Origin of the sequence: Enterobacter asburiae (genome assembly GCF_024599655.1) — a bacterium.
Taxonomy (GTDB): domain Bacteria; phylum Pseudomonadota; class Gammaproteobacteria; order Enterobacterales; family Enterobacteriaceae; genus Enterobacter; species Enterobacter asburiae_D.
Genome location: NZ_CP102247.1, coordinates 1,049,538 through 1,071,412, shown reverse-complemented (window position 1 = coordinate 1,071,412; position 21,875 = coordinate 1,049,538). Strand labels below are relative to the sequence as shown.

The window sequence follows — 21,875 nt, the reverse complement described above, 5'->3', positions numbered from 1 at the left end:
ACACTTCTCGACACGCAAGGGTCAGGCCACGTTCGCTGAGGCATTTCCGTCCATCAGCTGCTTCAGGTTGACCGGGAGATCGTGTTCAACGGCGGCGTACAGGCCGTTATAGACCGGCGCGATTTTTTCCAGATAGTGCTCCAGCACCTGCTGGCGATCGCGGTTGCTGACGTGGCCGTCCACCATGCCGTCGGCCATCAGCTGCGCCTTCGCAATACACTGTTTTTCGCCGTCTTTTGTCTCGAGGTGGTACTCAATGGTGTGGCTGTTGAAGTTGTCCGCCAGGGTAACGTTGATGATGAAATGGCCGAACAGGACGAAGCGCATGTCGCCCTGCGCCGCGCAGCTCATCGCGTGGTGAAGGCGCGCTTTCGAGAGAGTTATGCCCTGAACCAGAGAGTTGCAGTAGAGGTGCCACTGGTCCTGCAGCTGCTGATGACGCTGCGCGATGTAATCCGCTTTTTCGCTGATTTCCCAAATAGTCATAGAAGGTATCCGTTTAATGGAGATATCGGCTGTTAAGCAGATTCCATGCCAGTTTTTATCTTAATGATTTTAAATGGGTTTAATTGCAAAACCGCTGTCAACGCCGCGGTGTCGACGTGTCATTTCGACAGCGTTGACATCGTCACGCCTTAACAAAAATCAAGCTGGCACCGTTATTGCATTCAATGGCGCAATTCATTGAGGAGGCGTCATGCACGAAATCACCCTCTGCCAGCGGGCTCTGGAACTTATCGAACAGCAGGCAGTGCAAAACCACGCGAAGCGCGTCACCGGCGTCTGGCTGAAGGTCGGAGCATTTTCCTGCGTCGAGACCAGCGCCCTGCATTTCTGCTTTGAGCTGGTGTGCCGCGGCACGCTGGCGGAAGGCTGCGAGCTCCATATTGAAGAGCAGCAGGCGGAGTGCTGGTGCGAGCAGTGCCAGCAGTACGTCACCCTGCTGTCATCGAAGGTTCAGCGCTGTCCGCAGTGTCAGAGCACCGGTCTTCGCATCGTGGCGGATGACGGCATGCAGATCCAACGCCTCGAAATCGAGAAGGAGTAAAGTATGTGTAGCACCTGCGGTTGCGCCGAAGGCAACCTGTATATAGAAGGGGATGAACATCACCCCCATTCCGCGTTTCGCTCCGCGCCCTTTTCACCTGCCACACGCCCTTCTGCGGCACTGACCGGTATCACCTTCGCTCCACAGCGCTCCGATGCGGGCGATCTGCACTACGGCCACGGGGAGGCGGGTACCCACGCGCCGGGCATCAGCCAGCGCCAGATGCTGGAGGTGGAGATCAACGTGCTGGACAAAAATAACCAGATCGCCGCCCGCAGCCGCGCGCGCTTTGCCGCCCGCAAACAGCTGGTGCTGAACCTGGTCTCCAGCCCTGGCTCCGGCAAAACCACGCTGTTAACGGAAACCCTCAAACGCCTGAACGGACTCGTCTCCTGCGCGGTGATCGAAGGCGATCAGCAAACCGTTAACGACGCGGCGCGCATTCGCGAAACCGGCACCCCGGCGATTCAGGTCAATACCGGCAAAGGCTGCCACCTGGATGCGCAGATGATTGCCGATGCGGCCCCGCGCCTGCCGCTGGCGGATAACGGCATTCTGTTTATTGAAAACGTCGGCAACCTGGTCTGCCCGGCGAGCTTCGATCTTGGAGAACGACACAAGGTGGCGGTGCTTTCGGTGACCGAAGGCGAAGACAAACCGCTGAAGTACCCGCATATGTTTGCCGCCGCGTCCATCATGCTGCTGAACAAAGTCGACCTGCTGCCGTACCTGAATTTCGACGTGGATAAGTGTCTGGCGTATGCCCGTGAAGTGAATCCGGAGATTGAGATCCTGCTGATCTCCGCCACGCGCGGCGACGGCATGGACGGCTGGCTACAGTGGCTGGAGAACGAACGATGTGCATAGGCGTACCGGGACAAATCCATTCCATTGACGGGAATCAGGCCAAAGTCGAGGTCTGCGGCATCCTGCGCGACGTCGACCTGACGCTGGTGGGCAGCAGCGATGAAACGGGCGCCTCGCGCCTCGGCCAGTGGGTGCTGGTCCACGTGGGGTTTGCCATGAGCGTCATTAACGAAGCGGAAGCCCGCGACACGCTGGATGCATTGCAAAACATGTTCGACGTGGAGCCGGACGTGGGCGCGATCCTGTACGGCGAGGAGTACTAGTCTATGCGTTACGTTGATGAATACCGCGCGCCGGAGCAGGTGCTACAGCTTATCGGGCACCTGAAAACGCGCGCGGCGCTGCTGGACTACACCAAAGAAAGACCGCTGCGGATCATGGAAGTGTGCGGCGGACACACGCACGCCATCTTCAAATTTGGCCTCGACCAGCTGCTGCCGGAGAACATCGAGTTTATCCACGGCCCCGGCTGCCCGGTGTGCGTGCTGCCGATGGGACGCATCGACAGCTGTATTGAAATTGCCAGCCAGCCCGACGTCATTTTCTGCACCTTTGGCGACGCGATGCGCGTGCCGGGGAAAAACGGCTCGCTGCTGCAGGCAAAAGCGCGCGGAGCCGACATCCGGATCGTCTACTCGCCGATGGATGCCCTGACGCTGGCAGAGAATAACCCCGCGCGCAAGGTGGTATTTTTTGGCCTCGGGTTTGAAACCACCATGCCCGCCACCGCCATCACGCTGCAGCAGGCGAAAGCGCGCGGCGTCGGGAATTTTTTCTTCTTCTGCCAGCACATTACGCTCATTCCCACGCTGCGCAGCCTGCTGGAAGAGCCGGGAAACGGGATAGACGCCTTTCTGGCTCCGGGGCATGTCAGCATGGTGATTGGCACAGACGCCTACGGTTTTATCGCTGAACAGTACAATCGTCCGTTAGTGGTCGCTGGTTTCGAACCACTTGATCTACTGCAAGGTGTGACCATGCTGGTTGAGCAGAAAATAGCGGCCCTGAGTGCAGTGGAAAACCAGTACCGCCGCGTGGTGCCGGATGCGGGAAATGAACGGGCGCAGCAGGCGATAGCCGACGTATTTTGCGTCGAAGGCGACAGCGAATGGCGTGGTCTGGGGCTGATTGCCGAATCTGGCGTACACCTGACGTCAGCCTATCGCGCGTTCGACGCCGAAGCGCATTTCCGCCTGCAGCCGCAGCAGGTTTGCGACGATCCCCGGGCCCGCTGCGGCGACGTGCTCACCGGTAAATGCAAACCTCATCAATGCCCGTTATTTGGCAATACCTGTAACCCGCAAACGGCGTTTGGCGCGCTGATGGTCTCCTCCGAAGGGGCGTGTGCCGCGTGGTATCAGTATCGCAACCAGGAGAGTGAAGCATGAATACGGTTGAAATGGCGCACGGCAGCGGCGGGCAGGCGATGCAGCAGCTAATTAACCGGCTGTTTATGGCGGCCTTTAACAACCCCTGGCTGGCCGAACAGGAAGACCAGGCGCGGATTGACCTCGCCACCCTCACCGCCCAGGGCGACAGGCTGGCCTTCTCCACCGACAGCTACGTGATCGATCCGCTGTTCTTCCCCGGTGGCGATATCGGCAAGCTCGCCGTCTGCGGCACGGCCAACGACGTGGCGGTCAGCGGTGCCGTTCCGCGCTACCTCTCCTGCGGGTTTATCCTCGAAGAGGGATTACCGATGGAGACGCTCACGACAGTGGTCAACAGCATGGCGCAGACCGCGCGCGAGGCGGGGATAGCGATCGTCACCGGCGATACCAAAGTGGTGCAGCGCGGCGCGGCCGACAAGCTGTTTATCAACACCGCCGGCATGGGGGCGATCCCCGCCGATATTCACTGGGGCGCGCAGCATCTTAGCGTGGGCGACGTGCTGATCGTGACCGGAACGCTGGGCTGCCACGGGGCGACCATCCTTAACCTGCGCGAAGGCCTGGGGCTGGACGGGGAACTGCGCAGCGACTGCGCGGTGCTCACCCCGCTGATTCAGACCCTGCGTGCCGTGCCCGGCGTGAAAGCCCTGCGGGACGCTACGCGAGGCGGTGTGAATGCCGTGGCACACGAATTTGCGGCAAGCTGCGGGTACGGGATTGAACTCACCGAGCGCAGCCTGCCCGTTAAGCCTGCCGTTCGCGGCCTTTGCGAACTGCTGGGCCTTGACCCGCTTAACTTCGCCAACGAAGGCAAACTGGTGATTGGCGTTGAACGCGCGGCCGCGGAAGCCGTTCTTGAACAGCTGCGGGCTCATCCGTCAGGGAAAGAGGCGGCAATGATTGGTGAAGTGGTTGAGCGCAAAGGGGTGCGCCTGACCGGGCTTTATGGCGTGAAGCGGACGCTTGATCTGCCGCACGCGGAACCCTTACCCCGTATTTGCTAGAACCGCGACAAAAGCGGTCAGCACTGAATGTCTCTTTTTTTTGCCAGTTTCTATTGGAAAGCAATATGCCGTATACACCGATGAGCGATCTTGGACAGCAGGGCCTGTTTGACATCACGCGCACACTTTTACAGCAGCCGGACCTCGGCGCGCTGAGCGATGCCCTGACCCGGCTGGTCAGGCAATCGGCGCTGGCGGACAGCGCAGCGATTGTGCTCTGGCATAGCGGAACGCACCGCGCGAGCTACTACTCAACGCGTGATAATGGCAAAACGTTTGAATACGAAGACGAAACGTATCTGGCGCATGGCCCGGTGCGCCGCATACTCTCCCGCCCTGAAGTGCTGCACTGCAACTTTGCGGAATTCCGCCAGGCGTGGCCGAGGCTGGCGCAGAGCAACCTCTATCAGCCTTTCGGGCATTACTGCATGCTGCCGCTGGCGGCAGAGGGCCAGATTTTTGGCGGATGCGAGTTTATCCGCACGACCGACCAGCCCTGGAGCGAGGCGGAATACGAGCGCCTGCACACCTTTACCCAAATTGTGGCCGTCGTCGCGGAGCAGATCCAAAGCCGCGTCACCAATAACGTCGATTACGACCTGCTGAGCCGCGAGCGCGACAACTTTCGCATTCTGGTCGCCATCACCAACGCCGTGCTGTCACGGCTCGACATGGATGAGCTGGTCAGCGAAGTCTCGAAAGAGATCCACCACTATTTCAAAATCGACGCCATCAGCATTGCGCTTCGCGGCCATCGCAAGGGCAAGCTGAACATCTACTCCACGCATTATCTCGATGAAGCCAATCCGGCGCACGAGCAGAGCGAGGTAGACGAAGCGGGCACCCTTTCTGAACGGGTCTTCAAAAGCAAAGAGATCCTGCTGCTTAACCTGAACGAACAGGATCCGGTGGCCCCTTACGAGCGAATGCTGTTCAACACCTGGGGCAACAAAATCCAGACCTTGTGCCTGCTGCCGCTGATGTCCGGCAACACCATGCTGGGCGTGCTGAAGCTGGCGCAGTGTGAGGAAGGCGTGTTCACCACCGCCAACCTGAAGCTGCTGCGCCAGATCGCCGAGCGTATCTCTATTGCCCTGGATAACGCCCTCGCCTACCAGGAGATCCATCGCCTGAAAGAGCGGCTGGTGGATGAGAACCTGGCCCTGACCGAACAGCTCAACAACGTGGACAGCGAGTTTGGTGAAATCATCGGGCGCAGCGACGCCATGTACAGCGTGCTCAAGCAGGTTGAGATGGTGGCGCAGAGCGACAGCACGGTGCTGATCCTCGGCGAAACCGGTACGGGTAAAGAGCTGATTGCCCGCGCTATCCACAACCTGAGCAACCGCAACAGCCGACGGATGGTGAAGATGAACTGCGCGGCGATGCCCGCGGGTCTGCTGGAAAGCGACCTGTTCGGCCACGAGCGCGGCGCATTCACCGGGGCCAGCAGTCAGCGGCTGGGCCGTTTTGAGCTGGCGGACAAAAGCTCGCTGTTCCTCGACGAAGTGGGCGATATGCCCCTGGAGCTACAGCCGAAACTGCTGCGCGTGCTGCAGGAGCAGGAGTTTGAGCGACTTGGCAGCAACAAGCTTATCCAGACCGACGTGCGGCTGATTGCCGCCACCAACCGCGACCTGAAAAAAATGGTCGCCGACCGCGAGTTTCGCAGCGACCTTTACTATCGCCTGAACGTCTTCCCGATCTGCCTGCCGCCGCTGCGCGAACGCCCGGAGGATATCCCCCTGCTGGTCAAAGCCTTTACCGCGAAGATCGCGCGCCGGATGGGGCGAAACATCGACAGTATTCCTGCCGAGACGTTGCGTACCCTTTCATCGATGGAATGGCCCGGCAACGTACGCGAGCTGGAAAACGTCATCGAACGCGCGGTGCTGCTGACGCGCGGTAACGTGCTGCAACTCTCCCTGCCTGAGGTTACGCTTCCTGACGCAACCGCGCACGCCGCCGAGACCGCAAAAGAGGGAGAAGATGAATATCAGCTCATTATGCGCGTGCTGAAAGAGACCAACGGCGTGGTCGCCGGGCCAAAAGGTGCCGCCCAGCGCCTGGGGTTAAAACGCACCACCCTGCTGTCACGCATGAAGCGTCTCGGGATTGATAAAGAGAGCCTCATTTAAGGCCTTATTCCGGCGGTGTTTTTCTGACACCGCCTTTTGTTCCCCTGCGTAATTGTCCCTCATTGACACAAAATCGTTTCCTCTGTATAAAATTCCGCCTTAATAATGAGTTTCATTTGCATCAATAATAATTTTAATGAAGGGTAGCGTTTCATGAAAAAGGTCATCTGCGCGTTAGGCCTGGCGATTGCGTCGGTCGGTTCTGCTCTGGCAACCACCTATCCCCTGACGATTGAAAACTGTGGCTACAAAGAGACATTCACCAAAGCGCCGGAACGCGTCGTGGCCCTGGGTCAGAATACCGTTGAGATCCTGCTTCTGCTGGGTCTGGAAGATAAGGTCAAAGCCAGCGCCTTCTGGCCGACAAAAGTGCTGCCGCAGCTGGCGGAACAGAACGCAAAAATCAAAACCCTGACGGTCGAAATCCCGACCCTTGAATCCGTTCTTGCGCAAAATCCTGACTTTGTCCCGGCGCAGTCACCCCTGCTGCTGGGGCCGGAAAGTAAGGTCGCAAAACGTGACGATCTGATGACCCTGGGCGTGAACAGCTACGTGTCCCCGGGCATGTGTGCGACCAAAAAAGCCACCGGCGATATGTACGGCAGCCGCCAGAAACTGTGGGGTATGACCTATCTCTATAAAGAGATTGAGGATTTCGCCAAAATTTTTAACGTTGAAGATCGCGGTCAGGCCGTTATTGCCGATTTCAAAAAACGCGAGGCCGACCTGCGTAAGGAATTCGGCAAGAATAAAAAAGACCTTTCGTTTGTCTTCTGGTTCTCCAGTTCATCCCCTTCTGCGGACGCCTACGTCGGCGGTAAAAATAGCCCCTCCGGGTTTATCGCCAGCCTGATGGGCGGTCATAACGCCATTACGTCGGAGACCGAATGGCCAACCGTGGGTTGGGAAAGCATTATTGCCGCCAACCCGGACGTGATCGTCGTCTCCAGCCTGGATCGTAACCGCTGGGCGCTGGATAACGCGGAAGAGAAAATCAAATTTCTGAAAAGCGATCCCGCCGTCAGCCAGCTGGACGCGGTGAAAAAAGGCCATATCGTGGTGATGGACGGCCAGGCGATGAACCCGACGATCCGTACGATTTACGGGGCTGAGCAGGTCGGCGAACAGCTCAGAAAGCTGGGGCTGAACTGATGACAACCGCCGTTCTTCAGGTCCGGCAGAGCCTGGTTCTGACGACCTCGGCTTTGCTCGCCCTGGTACTGCTATTTCTGACGATCGCGCTGAGCGTCAGCGTCGGCGAGCTGTCCATTCCCCTGGATAACGTGTTTTACGCCATCAGCAATAAAATGGGGCTCACCGAGGTTCCGCTCACCCGCATCTATGAGAGCGTGATCTGGGACTTTCGCCTGAGCCGCGCGCTGGTGGCGGCCTGCTGCGGGGCGGGGTTAGCCATCTGCGGCGCCGTGTTGCAAAGCCTGCTGAAGAACGCGCTGGCGGAACCTTACGTGCTCGGCGTGTCGGCGGGTGCGTCAACCGGTGCGGTGTCGGTCGTCGTATTAGGAATTGGTACCGGCGCGGTGTCGCTCTCTGCGGGCGCGTTTGCCGGGGCGTTTGCCGCCTTTGCGTTTGTCGCGTTTCTGACGAACGGCGCGCGCGGGGGGAATGAACGTACCATTCTGGCAGGGGTCGCCGCCTCTCAGCTGTTCAACGCCATTACCGCCTACACCATCAGCACCTCCGCCAGCGCCCAGCAGGCGCGCGACGTGATGTTCTGGCTGCTGGGCAGCTTCAGCGGCGTTCGCTGGCCGGAATTCCAGCTGGCGCTGGTGGTGGTGCTGATGGGATTAGCTGTTTGCCTCTACTATTCCCGGGCGCTGGATGCCTTCACGTTCGGTGATGACGCTGCCGCCTCTTTAGGTATTGCCGTCCCGTGGGTTCGCCTGACGCTCTTTACCACTACCGCGCTGATTACCGCGACGATTGTCAGCATGGCGGGCTCAATCGGCTTTGTCGGGCTGGTGGTGCCGCACGTGACGCGTTTCCTGTTCGGGCCGCTGCACCGCACGCTGCTGATTGCCAGCGCGCTGGCAGGGGCAATCCTGATGGTGCTGGCAGACATTGCCTCGCGCATGCTGATTGCGCCGCAAAGCCTGCCCGTCGGCGTAGTCACCGCGCTGGTTGGCGTGCCGTTCTTTGCCGTGATTATCTACCGTTCAAGGAATAAGTGATGAGTATCTGCGCTGAAAATATTACTTGGAAGGTCGGCAAAAAAGTCATCGTTAATAACGTCTCGCTGAAGGTGTCACGCGGCGAAACGGTAGGACTGCTTGGCCCTAACGGCTGCGGTAAATCGTCTCTTTTACGGATCCTCGCGGGGCTTCGTCGCCCGGATGCTGGGTGTGTTACCCTGGACGGGCAGGACATCTCCCGCATCGCCAAAAAGCAGCTTGCCCGCCGGGTCGCCTTTGTGGAACAGCACGGGATGACGGACGCCAACATGCGCGTGCGCGACGTGGTGAAACTTGGGCGTATTCCACACCACTCCGCTTTTTCCAACTGGAGCAACCACGATGACGAAACCGTCACCGCCGCCCTGCAGCGCGTGGATATGCTGGATAAAAGCGACCAGGGCTGGCTGAGCCTCTCCGGCGGTGAGCGCCAGCGCGTGCATATTGCCCGCGCGCTGGCCCAGACCCCAACGGAAATCCTGCTGGACGAACCGACCAACCACCTCGACATTCATCATCAGATGCAGCTGATGCAGTTGATCAGCGAATTACCGGTCACCAGCATCGTCGCTATCCACGATCTCAACCACGCCGCGATGTTCTGCGACTCGCTGATTGTGATGCAGAAAGGGCAAATTGTGGCGACGGGGACACCGCAGGACATCTTATCCGAGTCGCTGTTGTGGGATGTCTTCCGGGTCAAAACCAAAATCGAGATCTCGCCGTTCCATGGCAAAAAGCACATCCACTTTATCGTTTAGGGACGAGTGAACAACGATGCCCCTTCGCCCTGCCACTACGCTCTGGCCGCCCGTCTTACTGGGTAGCCAGTTTGTTTTCAACATTGGCTTTTACGCCGTCGTACCCTTCCTGGCGATATTCCTGCGCGACGATATGCTGCTCTCCGGCGGGCTGATCGGGCTGATCCTGGGCCTGCGCACGTTCTCTCAACAGGGTATGTTTATCGTCGGTGGTGCGCTCTCGGACCGCTTTGGCGCGAAAGTGATTATCCTGAGCGGCTGTATTGTCCGTGTTTCAGGCTATCTGCTGCTGGCCTTCGGGGAATCACTGTGGCCGATTATTTTGGGCGCGTGTCTGACGGGCATTGGCGGCGCATTGTTCTCTCCCTCGATTGAGGCACTGCTGGCAAAAGCGGGCACGCACAGCGAGGCAAAAGGCAAACGAAGCCGGGCGGAGTGGTTTGCGCTCTTTGCCGTCTGTGGAGAACTCGGCGCGGTACTGGGCCCGGTTGCTGGCGCCCTGCTCACCGGGCTGGGCTTTCGTCAGGTGGCGCTGGCAGGCGCAGGCGTCTTTGTCATTGCGCTAGTGGTGCTCTACTTTTGCCTGCCTGCTGCTGGCCATCGTTCACAGACGCTGAAAATACAGCCATGGTGGACGACGTTTCGTCAGCCGCGCTTTGTCGCCTTTATCATTGCCTACAGCTCGTGGCTGTTAAGCTATAACCAGCTCTATCTGGCGCTGCCGGTGGAGATCCAGCGTTCTGGCGGTAGCGAGAAAGATCTCGGTCCGCTTTTTATGCTGGCCTCCGTTCTGATCATCACCTTACAGCTGCCGCTGGCGCGCTTCGCCCGACGCGTGGGTGCGGTGAGGATCCTGCCGGTGGGATTTTTGCTGCTCTCCGCCGCCTTTGCGAGCGTGGCCATGTTTGCCCCGACGGCACCGCCAGAGGGCTGGCTGCGCCTGCTGCCTTCAGTCTGTTTCGTGACGCTGTTGACGCTGGGGCAAATGCTGCTGGTGCCATCGGCTAAAGATCTGATCCCGAGGTTTGCGGAAGAATCCACGCTTGGCGCGCACTACGGCGCACTCGCCACCGCTGGCGGCATTGCGGTACTGGCAGGAAACCTGTTATTTGGCAGCCTGCTGGATCGCGCGCTGATGCCCTCGACGCAGGCAATGTATCCCTGGCTGCTGCTGGCCCTTTTCCCACTCTGCAGCGCGCTGGCCCTGAACGTGATTTGCCGCCCGCTGAAACGCTGAACCGATCATTTTTTCGGACGGTACTTCTCCGGCAGTTCCGGTACGGGACGACGGTCATCTATCAGATGACGAACGGTCAGAATGGGATGACGCCATAACATACGCGGACCCGCCCAGCGCATAACCTGCTTCATCTCTTCACGTCTGGCAGGCTGGTAGCAGTGTACCGGACACTGCTTGCAGGCAGGCTTGTCTTCACCGAAAACGCACTTATCCAGGCGCTTATCGGCATACGCGTTGAGCGCCTGATAGTGCCCTTCCTCCTGAGATGCCTGCGGGCACTGCTTTTCATACAGCGCGATCATTTTTGCGATGGTCTCTTTTTCTCGTGAGATACGTTTACCGGACATAACGGCTTACCAAATAATAAGGTGCATTAATGATACACCTTACAACGCTGGATTTCAGCGGTTGCATTTCGTTTCCTGAAGCCTGATTCCAGTTTTCGCCCTGCACCGACCGATAATCACTGGTATTTTATACAGGCATCAGAAATGATCTTTGTCAGTGTTGTCTGGAGACCCTATGCAAGAGCTCACGATCGGCAAACCCTATCGCCATTTAACAGTGGGATATTTTAGAAAGCGCCATGAAGACCGCAATACCAAGATACCGAAGCGCTACAGCGTGCATGCGGCGCTGAGCTTAAAAGGTGACTGGCTTGAAAAGGCGGGGTTTACGACCCATTCCAGAGTCAGAGTGGGCGTAGAGCATGGAAAAATTGTCATCGAATTAATGTCGGAAGGCGCCTCGTAAAGCCACGACATTTTTCTGCGCCGGACCTTTTTTTCATGCGACAATAGAAGGAACAAACGGCCACTGAGCCGATCAAAACGGTTTATTTTCAAAGAAATGGACATCATAACTCCATGAGCACAATCGACAATTTCGACGCACATACGCCGATGATGCAGCAGTATCTGAAGCTGAAAGCACAGCATCCGGAAATCCTGCTGTTTTACCGTATGGGTGATTTTTACGAGCTGTTTTATGACGATGCTAAGCGTGCATCACAGCTGCTCGACATCTCGCTGACCAAACGTGGCGCATCGGCAGGCGAACCCATCCCTATGGCAGGTATCCCGCACCACGCGGTAGAAAACTACCTGGCGAAGCTGGTGAATCAGGGTGAGTCCGTCGCCATCTGCGAACAGATCGGCGATCCGGCGACCTCAAAAGGCCCGGTGGAACGCAAAGTCGTGCGCATCGTCACGCCTGGCACCATCAGTGATGAAGCCCTGTTACAGGAACGCCAGGATAACCTGCTGGCAGCGCTGTGGCAGGACGGTAAAGGGTTTGGCTACGCGACGCTGGATATCAGCTCCGGACGTTTTCGCCTGAGTGAACCGGCTGACCGTGAAACGATGGCAGCCGAACTGCAGCGCACCAACCCGGCAGAATTGCTCTATGCCGAAGATTTCGCCGAAATGGCGCTGATTGAAGGCCGTCGCGGGCTGCGTCGCCGTCCGCTGTGGGAATTCGAAATTGATACCGCGCGCCAGCAGCTGAATCTGCAGTTTGGCACCCGCGATCTGATTGGCTTTGGCGTTGAAAATGCCCCGCGTGGGCTGTGTGCGGCAGGGTGTCTCCTGCAGTATGTAAAAGATACCCAGCGCACCTCCCTGCCGCATATCCGCTCAATCACCATGGAGCGCCAGCAGGACAGTATCATCATGGATGCCGCCACGCGCCGTAACCTGGAGATCACGCAGAACCTGGCGGGTGGAGTAGACAATACGCTCGCGTCGGTCCTCGACAGTACGGTGACGCCAATGGGCAGCCGCATGCTGAAACGCTGGCTGCATATGCCGATCCGCGATACCGATACGCTGGTTTGCCGTCAGCAGACGATTGCTGCGCTGCAGGATCGCTATACCGAGCTGCAGCCGGTCCTGCGCCAGGTAGGCGATCTTGAGCGTATCCTTGCTCGTCTGGCACTGCGAACAGCTCGACCACGCGACCTCGCGCGGATGCGTCATGCCTTCCAGCAGCTGCCGGAACTGCGCGCGCAGCTGAGTGACGTTGACAGCGCGCCGGTGCAGAAACTCCGCGAAACCATGGGCGAGTTTACCGAGCTTCGCGAACTGCTGGAGCGTGCCATTATCGATGCGCCTCCGGTTCTGGTGCGTGATGGCGGCGTAATTGCCCCAGGCTACAACGAAGAGCTGGACGAATGGCGCGCGCTGGCCGACGGTGCGACGGACTACCTCGACAAGCTGGAAATCCGCGAGCGCGAACGTCTTGGGCTCGACACCCTGAAAGTGGGGTATAACGCGGTACACGGCTACTATATTCAGATCAGCCGCGGGCAGAGCCACCTGGCGCCGATTCACTACGTGCGTCGCCAGACGTTGAAAAATGCCGAACGCTACATCATTCCTGAGCTGAAAGAGTACGAAGACAAAGTCCTCACCTCGAAAGGTAAGGCGCTGGCGCTGGAAAAACAGCTGTATGACGAGCTGTTCGACATGCTGATGCCGCACCTGGCCGACCTGCAGCTGAGCGCCAGCGCGCTGGCGGAGCTGGACGTGCTGGTGAATCTGGCTGAACGCGCTGAAACGCTGAACTATACCTGCCCGACCTTTACCGACAAACCCGGCATTCGTATCACAGAAGGCCGTCACCCGGTGGTAGAGCAGGTGCTGAATGAACCGTTCATCGCCAACCCGCTGAGCCTGTCACCGCAAAGAAGAATGCTGATCATTACCGGTCCGAACATGGGCGGTAAGAGTACCTATATGCGTCAGACGGCGCTGATTGCGCTGCTCGCGTATATCGGCAGCTACGTCCCGGCGCAAAACGTGGAGATTGGCCCAATCGACCGCATCTTTACCCGCGTCGGGGCAGCGGACGATCTGGCGAGCGGCCGCTCAACCTTCATGGTCGAGATGACCGAAACGGCAAACATTCTGCATAACGCGACGGAGCACAGCCTGGTGCTGATGGACGAAGTCGGACGCGGAACGTCAACCTATGATGGTCTGTCGCTGGCATGGGCCTGTGCGGAAAGCCTCGCGAATAAAATCAAGGCCATGACGCTGTTCGCCACCCACTATTTCGAACTGACGCAGCTGCCGGAGAAAATGGAAGGGGTTGCGAACGTTCATCTGGATGCGCTGGAGCACGGCGATACCATTGCCTTCATGCACACGGTGCAGGATGGCGCGGCGAGCAAGAGCTATGGCCTGGCCGTCGCGGCGCTGGCAGGTGTGCCGAAGGACGTGATCAAGCGCGCGCGTCAGAAACTGCGTGAGCTGGAAAGTCTGTCACCGAATGCGGCGGCGACGCAGATTGATGGCACCCAGATGTCGCTGCTGGTGCCTGCGGAAGAGACGTCGCCAGCGGTGGAAGCACTGGAGAACCTCGACCCGGATTCACTGACGCCGCGTCAGGCGCTGGAGTGGATTTATCGGTTGAAGAGTCTGGTTTAGTTTTCTGCGGTCTGTTTTGTCGGGTGGCGGCTTCGCCTTACCCGACCTACAAAACCCGTAGGCCCGGTAAGCGCAGCGCCACCGGGCAAAAGGCCGCACGATATTATCGCCCGGTAAGGCGAAGCCGCCACCGGGCTTTTTTTTACAACAGCGGCGGGATCGTCGGCACCTGCGGCGCCTCGTCAATATCCTTCTGCGTCATGCGGAACGCTTCCGGGTAATGCTCGCGGCTGGTACGGCGCAGCGGTTCGGTATCGCGCCAGGTATACAAACAATGCTGGCACTGGTAAACGGTCCAGACCCCTTTTACGGGCGACGTCGCCATCACTTCAATATGCTCATCGGCACAACGTGGACAAATCATCTTTTCCTCCTTATTGGCGTGCTGCCAGCATCGCGGTCAGTTTTTCGGCCCAGGCCTTGGTTTCAGGCAGATCCTGTACCGGCTGGCTGTAGTGTCCACGGGTGTCCGGCGCGACAGGCGTGGTGGCATCGATAATCAGCTTGTCGGTAATGCCCGCCGGGCTGGATCCAGGATCAAGCTCAAGGACCGACATGTTCGGCAACTGAACCAGATCCCCTGCCGGGTTCACTTTCGACGATAGCGCCCACATCACCTGCGGGAGATTGAACGGATCGACATCCTCATCCACCATGATTACCATCTTCACGTAGCCCAGACCGTGCGGCGTGGTCATGGCGCGTAAACCGACCGCGCGGGCAAAACCGCCGTAGCGTTTTTTGGTGGAGATAATCGCCAGCAGACCGTGGGTGTACATCGCGTTCACCGCCTGCACTTCCGGGAATTCCGCTTTCAGTTGCTGGTAGAGCGGCACGCAGGTAGCCGGTCCCATCAGATAGTCAATTTCGGTCCACGGCATGCCGAGGTAGAGCGACTCAAAAATCGGCTTGGTGCGGTAAGAGACTTTGTCGATACGGACCACCGTCATGTTACGGCCACCGGAATAGTGTCCGGTAAACTCGCCGAACGGCCCCTCGATTTCACGCTTGCGGCCCTCAATCACCCCTTCCAGGATCACTTCAGAACCCCAGGGCACATCGAAGCCGGTCAGCGGCGCGGTGGCAATCGGGTACGGGCTTTCACGCAGCGCGCCGGCCATTTCATACTCGGACTGATCGTATTTCAGCGGCGTGGCGCCCATCAGGGTGATGATAGGGTCGTTGCCCAGCGTAATCGCAATCGGCAGGTCTTCACCGCGCTCTTCCGCTTTATGCAGATGCAGAGCGATATCGTGCATCGGAACCGGCTGGAGGCCGAGCTTGCGCTTGCCCTTCACTTCCATGCGGTAGATCCCGACGTTCTGCTTGCCGAAGTGGTCCGGGTCGAGCGGATCGCGCGAGACAACGCACGCTTTATCGAGATAAAACCCGCCGTCACCGTCGTTCAGGCGAAACAGCGGCAGGATATCGAACAGGTTAATGTCTTCACCGTCCACCGTATTCTGCGCCCAGGCCGGGTTGGCGCGGCGCTCCGGTGTGACAGGGAATTTATCCCAGCGGCGGATAAACTCGTCGATCTGTTTTTTTACCGGGGTGTTCGCAGGCAGCCCCATCGAAATGGCGTGGTTCTGCCAGGAGCCGATGGTGTTCATCACCACGCGGGCATCGGTAAAGCCACTAATATTATCAAACCACAGCGCGGGCGCGCCGTCGCCAATGCGGCCGGTCGCGTTGGCTGCCGCCGCCAGATCGGGCTCGGCGTTTACCTCTTCCTCAATTTTCAGCAACTGCCCTTGCTCATCGAGTGCCTGCAGGAAGCTTCTCAAATCATCAAATGCCATCTTTATTCTCCTGTGAAAAATGTTTCGCCTCCCGCAGCCCGTTCCAGCGGCGCGCCTTTTTATGCTCCAGACCGAACTGGTCGAGCACGCGGGTCACGATATGCTGGGTGATGTCATCGGCGGTTTGCGGGTGGTTGTAATAGGCAGGCATGGGCGGCACCATCGCCACGCCCATGCGGGAAAGGGCAAGCATGTTCTCCAGATGAATGGTGCTGAGCGGCGTTTCACGGGGCACCAGCACCAGCTTGCGCCCCTCTTTCAGCACCACGTCCGCCGCACGTCCCACCAGCCCTTCGGCGTAGCCCGCGCGGATACCCGCCAGCGTTTTCATGCTGCAGGGAATGACGATCATGCCGTCGGTGCGAAACGAGCCGGAGGAGATGGTGGCGGCCTGGTCAGCCGGACTGTGGACAACGTCAGCCAGGGCAGCAACGTCCTGCGCGGTGTAAGGCGTTTCCAGCTCAATGGTGGTTTTTGCCCACTTCGACATCACCAGATGCGTCTCCACCTCCGGTATTTCCCGCAGCGCCTGCAGCAGCGCCACGCCCAGCGGCGCCCCCGTTGCTCCCGTCATTCCTACTATCAATCTCATTCATCACCTCAATAACTTGTTCGTACACGAACATTATAAATAAACTACTCCAGGATTGTTTTCCAGACAAGATCGTTCGCATACGATCACACGAATGGCTAAAAAATGCCGCGTTAAAATTGAGAGCAATAGCGGCTATCATAGGGGGAGATTTTTTCCGTCGGAGTGTTCATGGAACTAAGACAAGAGGCGTTCCACCTGTTACGTCAGCTTTTTCAACAGCATACCGCGCAGTGGCAGCATGCCTTGCCGGAACTGACCAAGCCACAGTATGCGGTTATGCGCTCCATTGCCGAGCATCCGGGTATTGAACAGGTGGCATTGACCGAAGTGGCGGTCAGCACGAAAGCGACCCTGGCGGAGATGCTCAGCCGCATGGAGGCGCGCGGTCTGGTCAAACGCGAGCACGATCCGGCCGATAAGCGCCGCCGGTTTGTCTTCCTGACGCCGGAAGGAGAAGCCCTGCTTGCGGGCTGTAAACCGGTTGGCAACGAGGTGGATGAGGCGTTTTTAGGACGTCTTAACAAGGCCGAGCGGGAGCAGTTCTCCGCGCTCATCAAAAAGATGATGCACGATTAATTCACGCTGGCGCGCATAAAATCGATAAAGATGCGCACTTTCGCTGACACATGCCGGGCATCGGGATAAACCGCATAGATGCCCTGCTGCGCAAAGGTATATTCCGGTAAAACCGGGACCAGTTTTCCCGCATCAAGCGCATCGCGCGCCAGCCATTCCGGCAGTAACGCCACGCCTCCGCCAGCGAGCGCAAAAGCCATAAGAGCCTGAGCGCTGTCGGCAAACAGGCGCGGCGCTTTTTTTATCTCCAGCATTTCAGGCGCACCGCTGGCATCTCTCACCTGCCAGCGCAGCGGCGAGGCCAGACGCTCGTGAATAATCCAGTCCGCGTGGGCCAGCTGCGCAAGCGTTTCGATCGGATGGTTAACGAGCCACCCGGGCGTCGCGACGGGGAGAATGGAGAAGTGCGAAATCAGCGCGGCGTGGTTGCGCGAATCGGCAAGCGTTCCCAGCCGGATGGCCACGTCAAAGCGCTCCGAGATAAGGTCGGCGTGCAGGGACGATGAAACATGCCGCACGCGAAGATCCGGGTGCTGCTGGCTAAACCTGGCCAGCAGCGGCACCACCACCTGTGAGCCATACTCGGGGGTAGTCGTGATCCGCAGTTCGCCAGTAAGCCCCGCATGATTCGCGCGGACATCATCCTGCAGCCGTTCTGCATCCTTCAGAAGCGCCACGCTGCGCTGATGAAAAAGCGCGCCCGCCTCGGTTAACGTCAGGCGGCGGGTGGAGCGCAGCAGCAGCGTAACGCCCAGCTCATCTTCAAGCTGGCGAATATTGAAGCTGACCACGGCTTTTGTCAGCCCCATCGCCTCGGCTGCGGCAGTGAAACTGCCGGTGTCGGCCACCGCGACAAACATCTGCGTCCGCTGTAAGTTAATCATCATCACGTCTTTTACTGTCAAAATATTTTTGACAGTATATCGCGCTTTGTCAGGTTTATCCGTGCTTCCGTGGTCGATACGATACGCCACCTCACCGGAGGATCCACCATGACGTATCGCAGCAAAGTCGCCGTTGTTTATCTGCTGGGCTTTTTTCTTGATTTGATCAATATGTTCATTGCCAGCGTCGCGTTCCCGGCAATGGCTCACACGTTTAACACCACGCCTTCAGCTCTTGCCTGGGTTAGTAACGGGTACATTGCCGGCCTGACGCTGGTGATCCCGTTCAGCAGCGTGCTCACACTACGCATCGGGCCAAAGCGCGTCATCCTGCTCTCGCTTTTTCTGTTCAGCGCAGCCTCCGCAGCGGCGGGCCTGTCTGCAACGCTTGAGGGTCTGATCGCCTGGCGAGTACTCCAGGGCGTGGGAGGAGGCTTACTGATCCCAGTCGGACAGGCGCTGACCTGGCAACAGTTTAAGCCTCACGAGCGGGCCCGACTCTCCTCGGCGGTGATGCTGGTCGCGCTGCTTGCCCCGGCCTGCTCCCCGGCTATCGGGGGGCTGCTGGTGCAGACGCTAAGCTGGCGATGGATATTTTTCGCCACGCTACCGGTCGCTATCGTGACCTTTGTTTTAGCCTGCCTGTGGCTTAAACACGAAATGCCCGCGATGAAAGCGGCCAGACTGTTAAACCTGTCGCTGCTTGCGGACCCGCTTTTGCGTTTTTCCATGCTTATCTATATCTGCGTACCCGGCATGTTTATTGGGGTGAACGTCACGGGCATGTTTTATCTTCAGCACGTGGCGAACATGAGCCCCGCCGCAACGGGGATGCTCATGCTGCCGTGGTCCGTAGCATCGTTTATCGCCATCACGGCAACGGGACGCTATTTTAACCGTATCGGCCCCCGACCGCTGATCGTCATCGGCTGCCTGTTGCAGGCGACGGGTATCCTGCTTTTGATTAACGTCAGTTCGGCTACGCTGCTGCCTGCCGCTGCGTTTACTCTGATGGGCGCGGGGGGAAGCCTGTGCAGCAGTACGGCTCAGAGCAGCGCTTTCCTGTCGACGCGCCGGGAAGAGATGCCGGATGCCAGCGCGCTGTGGAATCTTAATCGTCAGCTGAGCTTTTTTGCCGGAGCCCTGCTGCTGGCGCAGGCGCTGAACCTGGCGCAGACCTGGCTGCCACCGCTCGCTGCCTGGCACGGGATGTTTATTTTTGCCGCAGGCATGACCTTGCTGCCTGTACTGTACGTTTTTCGTCTTAACAATACGCAGGTGCTCACCCAGCTGCGACAGGAGAATCCATGACGCCTTTCGAACACGACATTATCGACCTCCACATTGCGCTCGAAGACTGGTTAGGCAAAGGTGAAGGTGATTCCGACGCCCTGCTCGCCCGCTTCCGTCCAGATTTCCTGATGATCCCGCCGGGCGGCGCTCATATCGACTATGCCGGTCTGGTCAGTTTTCTGGAAAAACAGCGCGGAAGCCGTCCCGGACTGAAGATCGTCATTGACGAATTATCCACGATCGAGCGCTGGGATCGTGGCGCGGTGCTGCACTACCGGGAGACGCAAACCCGGCCCGACCTGCCCGTCAACGTGCGCTGGTCAACCGCGGTGCTCAATCAGGAAGGCGATCGGATAGTGTGGCGCCTGCTGCACGAAACGGCGCAGCCGTAGCGCAAAAGAAAAAGGCCCGTCTCACGACGGGCCTTTTTTGACGAAAGGTTGCTTATTCGCGGAACAGCGCTTCGATATTCAGACCTTGCCCCTGCAGGATTTCACGCAGGCGGCGCAGACCTTCAACCTGAATCTGACGAACACGTTCACGGGTCAGGCCAATTTCACGGCCGACGTCTTCCAGTGTCGCAGCTTCATACCCCAGTAAACCGAAACGACGTGCCAGCACTTCACGCTGTTTGGCGTTCAGTTCGAACAGCCATTTGACGATGCTCTGCTTCATGTCATCGTCCTGCGTGGTGTCTTCCGGACCGTTGTCTTTTTCATCGGCCAGGATGTCCAGCAGCGCTTTTTCGGAGTCGCCACCCAGCGGGGTGTCAACGGAGGTAATGCGCTCGTTGAGACGCAGCATACGGCTTACGTCATCAACCGGTTTATCGAGTTGTTCGGCAATTTCTTCTGCGCTTGGCTCGTGGTCCAGTTTATGGGACAACTCGCGCGCGGTACGCAGATAAACGTTCAACTCTTTGACGATGTGAATCGGCAGGCGGATCGTACGGGTCTGGTTCATAATAGCCCGTTCGATGGTCTGACGAATCCACCAGGTCGCGTAGGTTGAGAAACGGAACCCGCGTTCCGGGTCAAACTTCTCAACTGCGCGGATGAGACCTAAGTTGCCCTCTTCAATCAGATCCAGCAGAGCCAGACCACGATTGCCGTAACGGCGGGCAATTTTCACGACCAGTCGCAGGTTACTTTCAATCATGCGACGACGCGAGGCAACATCACCACGCAAAGCACGACGTGCGAAATAGACTTCTTCTTCGGCCGTTAGCAGTGGGGAGTAACCAATCTCCCCAAGGTAAAGCTGAGTCGCGTCCAGTACACGCTGTGTGGCGCCCTGCGATAACAGCTCTTCTTCAGCCAAATCGTTATCACTGGGTTCCTCTTCTACTAAGGCTTTTTCGTCAAAAGCCTCTACTCCGTTCTCATCAAATTCCGCGTCTTCATTTAAATCATGAACTTTCAGCGTATTCTGACTCATAAGGTGGCTCCTACCCGTGATCCCTGAACGAGACACCCTGGCTGGCATGCCCCGTCAAATTATCGCTGCGGCAAATACTGCAGCGGGTTTACGGATTTCCCCTTGTAACGAATTTCAAAATGCAAGCGTGTAGAACTGGTTCCGGTGCTACCCATGGTAGCGATTTTTTGCCCCGCCTTAACTTCTTGTTGTTCCCGGACCAGCATTGTGTCGTTATGGGCGTAGGCACTCAGGTAATCATCGTTATGTTTGATGATAATAAGATTACCGTAACCGCGCAGAGCGTTACCGGCATACACAACGCGCCCGTCTGCGGTCGCGATGATAGCCTGTCCTTTACTCCCTGCGATATCGATCCCTTTATTTCCCCCCTCGGAGGAAGAGAAGTTCTCGATAACCTTGCCGTCAGTTGGCCAGCGCCATGCAGAGATTGGCGAACTGGAGGTCATACTGCTGGCAGTCGGTTCAGTAGAGCTAACCACAGGTGCCGTAACCGGTGCTGTGACAACAGTCGCAGTCCCTTTATTATTCGGCAACATTTTGTTAGCAGTCTGATCACCTGAATCCTCAGAATACGTAATTACAGGTTGTGAAGCAACCACCGTGGTGGATTTTTGTGCAGGCTTAACGCTGTTATTTTGAGCCGTCACATCGGCCGCTGAAACGGTGTTGCCAGGCGTAAGCGGCGTGCCCGTTGCGTTACCAACCTGGAGCGTTTGCCCCACTTCCAGACCATACGGGGCTTGGACGTTATTGCGCTGCGCGAGGTCACGGAAATCGTTCCCGGTGATCCACGCAATGTAGAACAGCGTATCGCCGCGTTTCACGGTATAGGTACTGCCACCGGTATAGCTGCCTTTCGGAATGTTCCCATACTGACGGTTATAGACTATGCGGCCATTTTGGGTCTGAACAGGCTGTTCCACTGGCTGAACCTGCATTGGCTGTGTAACAGGATGTTGCACAGGCTGAATTTGTGGTGTTTGCTGCTGCGCAGCAGTACCCATTTTAGGCGGCGGTGTGATCAACATTCCGCTGGACGTGTTACCCGAGCCGCTGTTTCCGCCGACAGAACTGACGGGCGCAGGCGCGTTGTTAGAACTTGTACAGCCTGCCAGCCAGAGCGAAACCAGTGATAATGCCGCAACACGGCTGATGGTGAATTTAGGGCTTCCCGCGCTCATTTATCCCCCAGGAATGTGTTAACTACCAGTGACTTAAA

General features: G+C 58.0%; 23 protein-coding genes. 15 read left to right on the top strand and 8 right to left on the bottom strand.

From position 1 onward, the window contains the following. Positions 1–21: 21 nt before the first annotated feature. Positions 22–486 carry a formate hydrogenlyase regulator HycA gene (gene hycA, locus NQ230_RS05200; RefSeq protein WP_023333209.1) on the bottom strand — a complete coding sequence of 155 codons (465 nt, stop codon included), beginning with the start codon at positions 484–486 and terminating at the stop codon, positions 22–24. Positions 487–697: 211 nt separating this feature from the next. Between hycA and hypA the strand changes: the two genes are divergently transcribed. From hypA to NQ230_RS05150, 10 genes are all read left to right on the top strand, one after another. Continuing rightward, positions 698–1,048 (top strand): hydrogenase maturation nickel metallochaperone HypA, encoded by a 351-nt coding sequence (gene hypA, locus NQ230_RS05195; protein WP_048979273.1) that lies wholly within the window; start codon positions 698–700, stop codon positions 1,046–1,048. A gap of 3 nt (positions 1,049–1,051) precedes the next feature. Then, complete coding sequence (gene hypB / locus NQ230_RS05190) at positions 1,052–1,915, top strand: hydrogenase nickel incorporation protein HypB (protein ID WP_257260295.1); 864 nt, start codon at positions 1,052–1,054, stop codon at positions 1,913–1,915. Continuing rightward, positions 1,906–2,178, top strand: coding sequence for a HypC/HybG/HupF family hydrogenase formation chaperone (locus tag NQ230_RS05185; protein ID WP_159514794.1), 273 nt, complete (start codon positions 1,906–1,908; stop codon positions 2,176–2,178). Before hypB ends, NQ230_RS05185 begins: the two co-directional genes overlap by 10 nt. A 3-nt stretch (positions 2,179–2,181) precedes the next feature. Next, positions 2,182–3,303: a hydrogenase formation protein HypD gene (gene hypD, locus NQ230_RS05180; protein ID WP_257260292.1), complete on the top strand. Its 1,122-nt coding sequence runs from the start codon at positions 2,182–2,184 to the stop codon at positions 3,301–3,303. Then, entirely contained in the window at positions 3,300–4,310 is a 1,011-nt protein-coding gene (gene hypE, locus NQ230_RS05175; RefSeq protein ID WP_121424520.1) for a hydrogenase expression/formation protein HypE, read from the top strand. Before hypD ends, hypE begins: the two co-directional genes overlap by 4 nt. A 65-nt stretch (positions 4,311–4,375) precedes the next feature. Continuing rightward, positions 4,376–6,448, top strand: coding sequence for a formate hydrogenlyase transcriptional activator FlhA (gene flhA / locus NQ230_RS05170; protein ID WP_257260289.1), 2,073 nt, complete (start codon positions 4,376–4,378; stop codon positions 6,446–6,448). 153 nt (positions 6,449–6,601) lie between these two features. Continuing rightward, the gene (gene eitA / locus NQ230_RS05165; RefSeq protein ID WP_257260286.1) at positions 6,602–7,600 is read left to right on the top strand and encodes a siderophore ABC transporter substrate-binding protein EitA; all 999 of its coding nucleotides are present in this window, start codon (positions 6,602–6,604) and stop codon (positions 7,598–7,600) included. After that, positions 7,600–8,637, top strand: coding sequence for a FecCD family ABC transporter permease (locus NQ230_RS05160; protein ID WP_257260284.1), 1,038 nt, complete (start codon positions 7,600–7,602; stop codon positions 8,635–8,637). The genes eitA and NQ230_RS05160 overlap by 1 nt, the downstream gene beginning before the upstream one ends. Then, on the top strand, positions 8,637–9,398 hold the full coding sequence (eitC, locus tag NQ230_RS05155) for a siderophore ABC transporter ATP-binding protein EitC (RefSeq protein ID WP_213822115.1): 762 nt from the start codon (positions 8,637–8,639) through the stop codon (positions 9,396–9,398). Before NQ230_RS05160 ends, eitC begins: the two co-directional genes overlap by 1 nt. A 16-nt stretch (positions 9,399–9,414) precedes the next feature. Next, on the top strand, positions 9,415–10,635 hold the full coding sequence (locus NQ230_RS05150; RefSeq protein ID WP_121424525.1) for an MDR family MFS transporter: 1,221 nt from the start codon (positions 9,415–9,417) through the stop codon (positions 10,633–10,635). A gap of 5 nt (positions 10,636–10,640) precedes the next feature. Here the strand turns inward: NQ230_RS05150 and NQ230_RS05145 are convergent, their stop codons facing one another. Further along, complete coding sequence (locus tag NQ230_RS05145; RefSeq protein ID WP_024909244.1) at positions 10,641–10,985, bottom strand: nitrous oxide-stimulated promoter family protein; 345 nt, start codon at positions 10,983–10,985, stop codon at positions 10,641–10,643. 175 nt (positions 10,986–11,160) lie between these two features. On the opposite strand from NQ230_RS05145, the gene NQ230_RS05140 reads away from it, so the two are divergent. Beyond that, the gene (locus tag NQ230_RS05140; RefSeq protein ID WP_121424526.1) at positions 11,161–11,391 is read left to right on the top strand and encodes a SymE family type I addiction module toxin; all 231 of its coding nucleotides are present in this window, start codon (positions 11,161–11,163) and stop codon (positions 11,389–11,391) included. A 113-nt stretch (positions 11,392–11,504) separates the two neighbouring features. After that, on the top strand, positions 11,505–14,066 hold the full coding sequence (mutS, locus tag NQ230_RS05135) for a DNA mismatch repair protein MutS (protein ID WP_121424527.1): 2,562 nt from the start codon (positions 11,505–11,507) through the stop codon (positions 14,064–14,066). A 142-nt stretch (positions 14,067–14,208) separates the two neighbouring features. Here mutS and NQ230_RS05130 read toward each other — a convergent pair whose 3' ends face one another. Genes NQ230_RS05130 through NQ230_RS05120 form a run of 3 tightly spaced genes read right to left on the bottom strand, consistent with a single transcriptional unit; the run spans position 14,209 to position 16,460 of the window. Next, positions 14,209–14,430, bottom strand: coding sequence for a non-oxidative hydroxyarylic acid decarboxylases subunit D (locus NQ230_RS05130; RefSeq protein WP_003862116.1), 222 nt, complete (start codon positions 14,428–14,430; stop codon positions 14,209–14,211). A 10-nt stretch (positions 14,431–14,440) separates the two neighbouring features. Further along, positions 14,441–15,868, bottom strand: a complete 1,428-nt coding sequence (locus NQ230_RS05125; RefSeq protein ID WP_257260278.1) for a non-oxidative hydroxyarylic acid decarboxylases subunit C — start codon at positions 15,866–15,868, stop codon at positions 14,441–14,443. After that, positions 15,858–16,460 (bottom strand): non-oxidative hydroxyarylic acid decarboxylases subunit B, encoded by a 603-nt coding sequence (locus NQ230_RS05120; RefSeq protein WP_121424528.1) that lies wholly within the window; start codon positions 16,458–16,460, stop codon positions 15,858–15,860. Before NQ230_RS05120 ends, NQ230_RS05125 begins: the two co-directional genes overlap by 11 nt. Positions 16,461–16,631: 171 nt before the next feature. Between NQ230_RS05120 and NQ230_RS05115 the strand changes: the two genes are divergently transcribed. After that, positions 16,632–17,039 (top strand): MarR family winged helix-turn-helix transcriptional regulator, encoded by a 408-nt coding sequence (locus NQ230_RS05115; RefSeq protein ID WP_023308984.1) that lies wholly within the window; start codon positions 16,632–16,634, stop codon positions 17,037–17,039. Here the strand turns inward: NQ230_RS05115 and NQ230_RS05110 are convergent. Next, on the bottom strand, positions 17,036–17,923 hold the full coding sequence (locus NQ230_RS05110) for a LysR family transcriptional regulator (protein WP_257261319.1): 888 nt from the start codon (positions 17,921–17,923) through the stop codon (positions 17,036–17,038). The genes NQ230_RS05115 and NQ230_RS05110 overlap by 4 nt on opposite strands. Positions 17,924–18,031: 108 nt before the next feature. On the opposite strand from NQ230_RS05110, the gene NQ230_RS05105 reads away from it, so the two are divergent. Together NQ230_RS05105 and NQ230_RS05100 are read left to right on the top strand one after the other, a co-directional pair. Next, on the top strand, positions 18,032–19,234 hold the full coding sequence (locus tag NQ230_RS05105; protein WP_257260273.1) for an MFS transporter: 1,203 nt from the start codon (positions 18,032–18,034) through the stop codon (positions 19,232–19,234). Continuing rightward, positions 19,231–19,608: a DUF4440 domain-containing protein gene (locus NQ230_RS05100; protein WP_193940363.1), complete on the top strand. Its 378-nt coding sequence runs from the start codon at positions 19,231–19,233 to the stop codon at positions 19,606–19,608. Before NQ230_RS05105 ends, NQ230_RS05100 begins: the two co-directional genes overlap by 4 nt. Before the next feature lie 52 nt (positions 19,609–19,660). On the opposite strand, the gene rpoS is transcribed toward NQ230_RS05100, so the two are convergent. Together rpoS and nlpD are read right to left on the bottom strand one after the other, a co-directional pair. Continuing rightward, positions 19,661–20,653, bottom strand: coding sequence for an RNA polymerase sigma factor RpoS (gene rpoS / locus NQ230_RS05095; RefSeq protein ID WP_008499600.1), 993 nt, complete (start codon positions 20,651–20,653; stop codon positions 19,661–19,663). A 59-nt stretch (positions 20,654–20,712) separates the two neighbouring features. Beyond that, entirely contained in the window at positions 20,713–21,837 is a 1,125-nt protein-coding gene (gene nlpD / locus NQ230_RS05090; protein WP_121424532.1) for a murein hydrolase activator NlpD, read from the bottom strand. Positions 21,838–21,875: the final 38 nt, after the last annotated feature.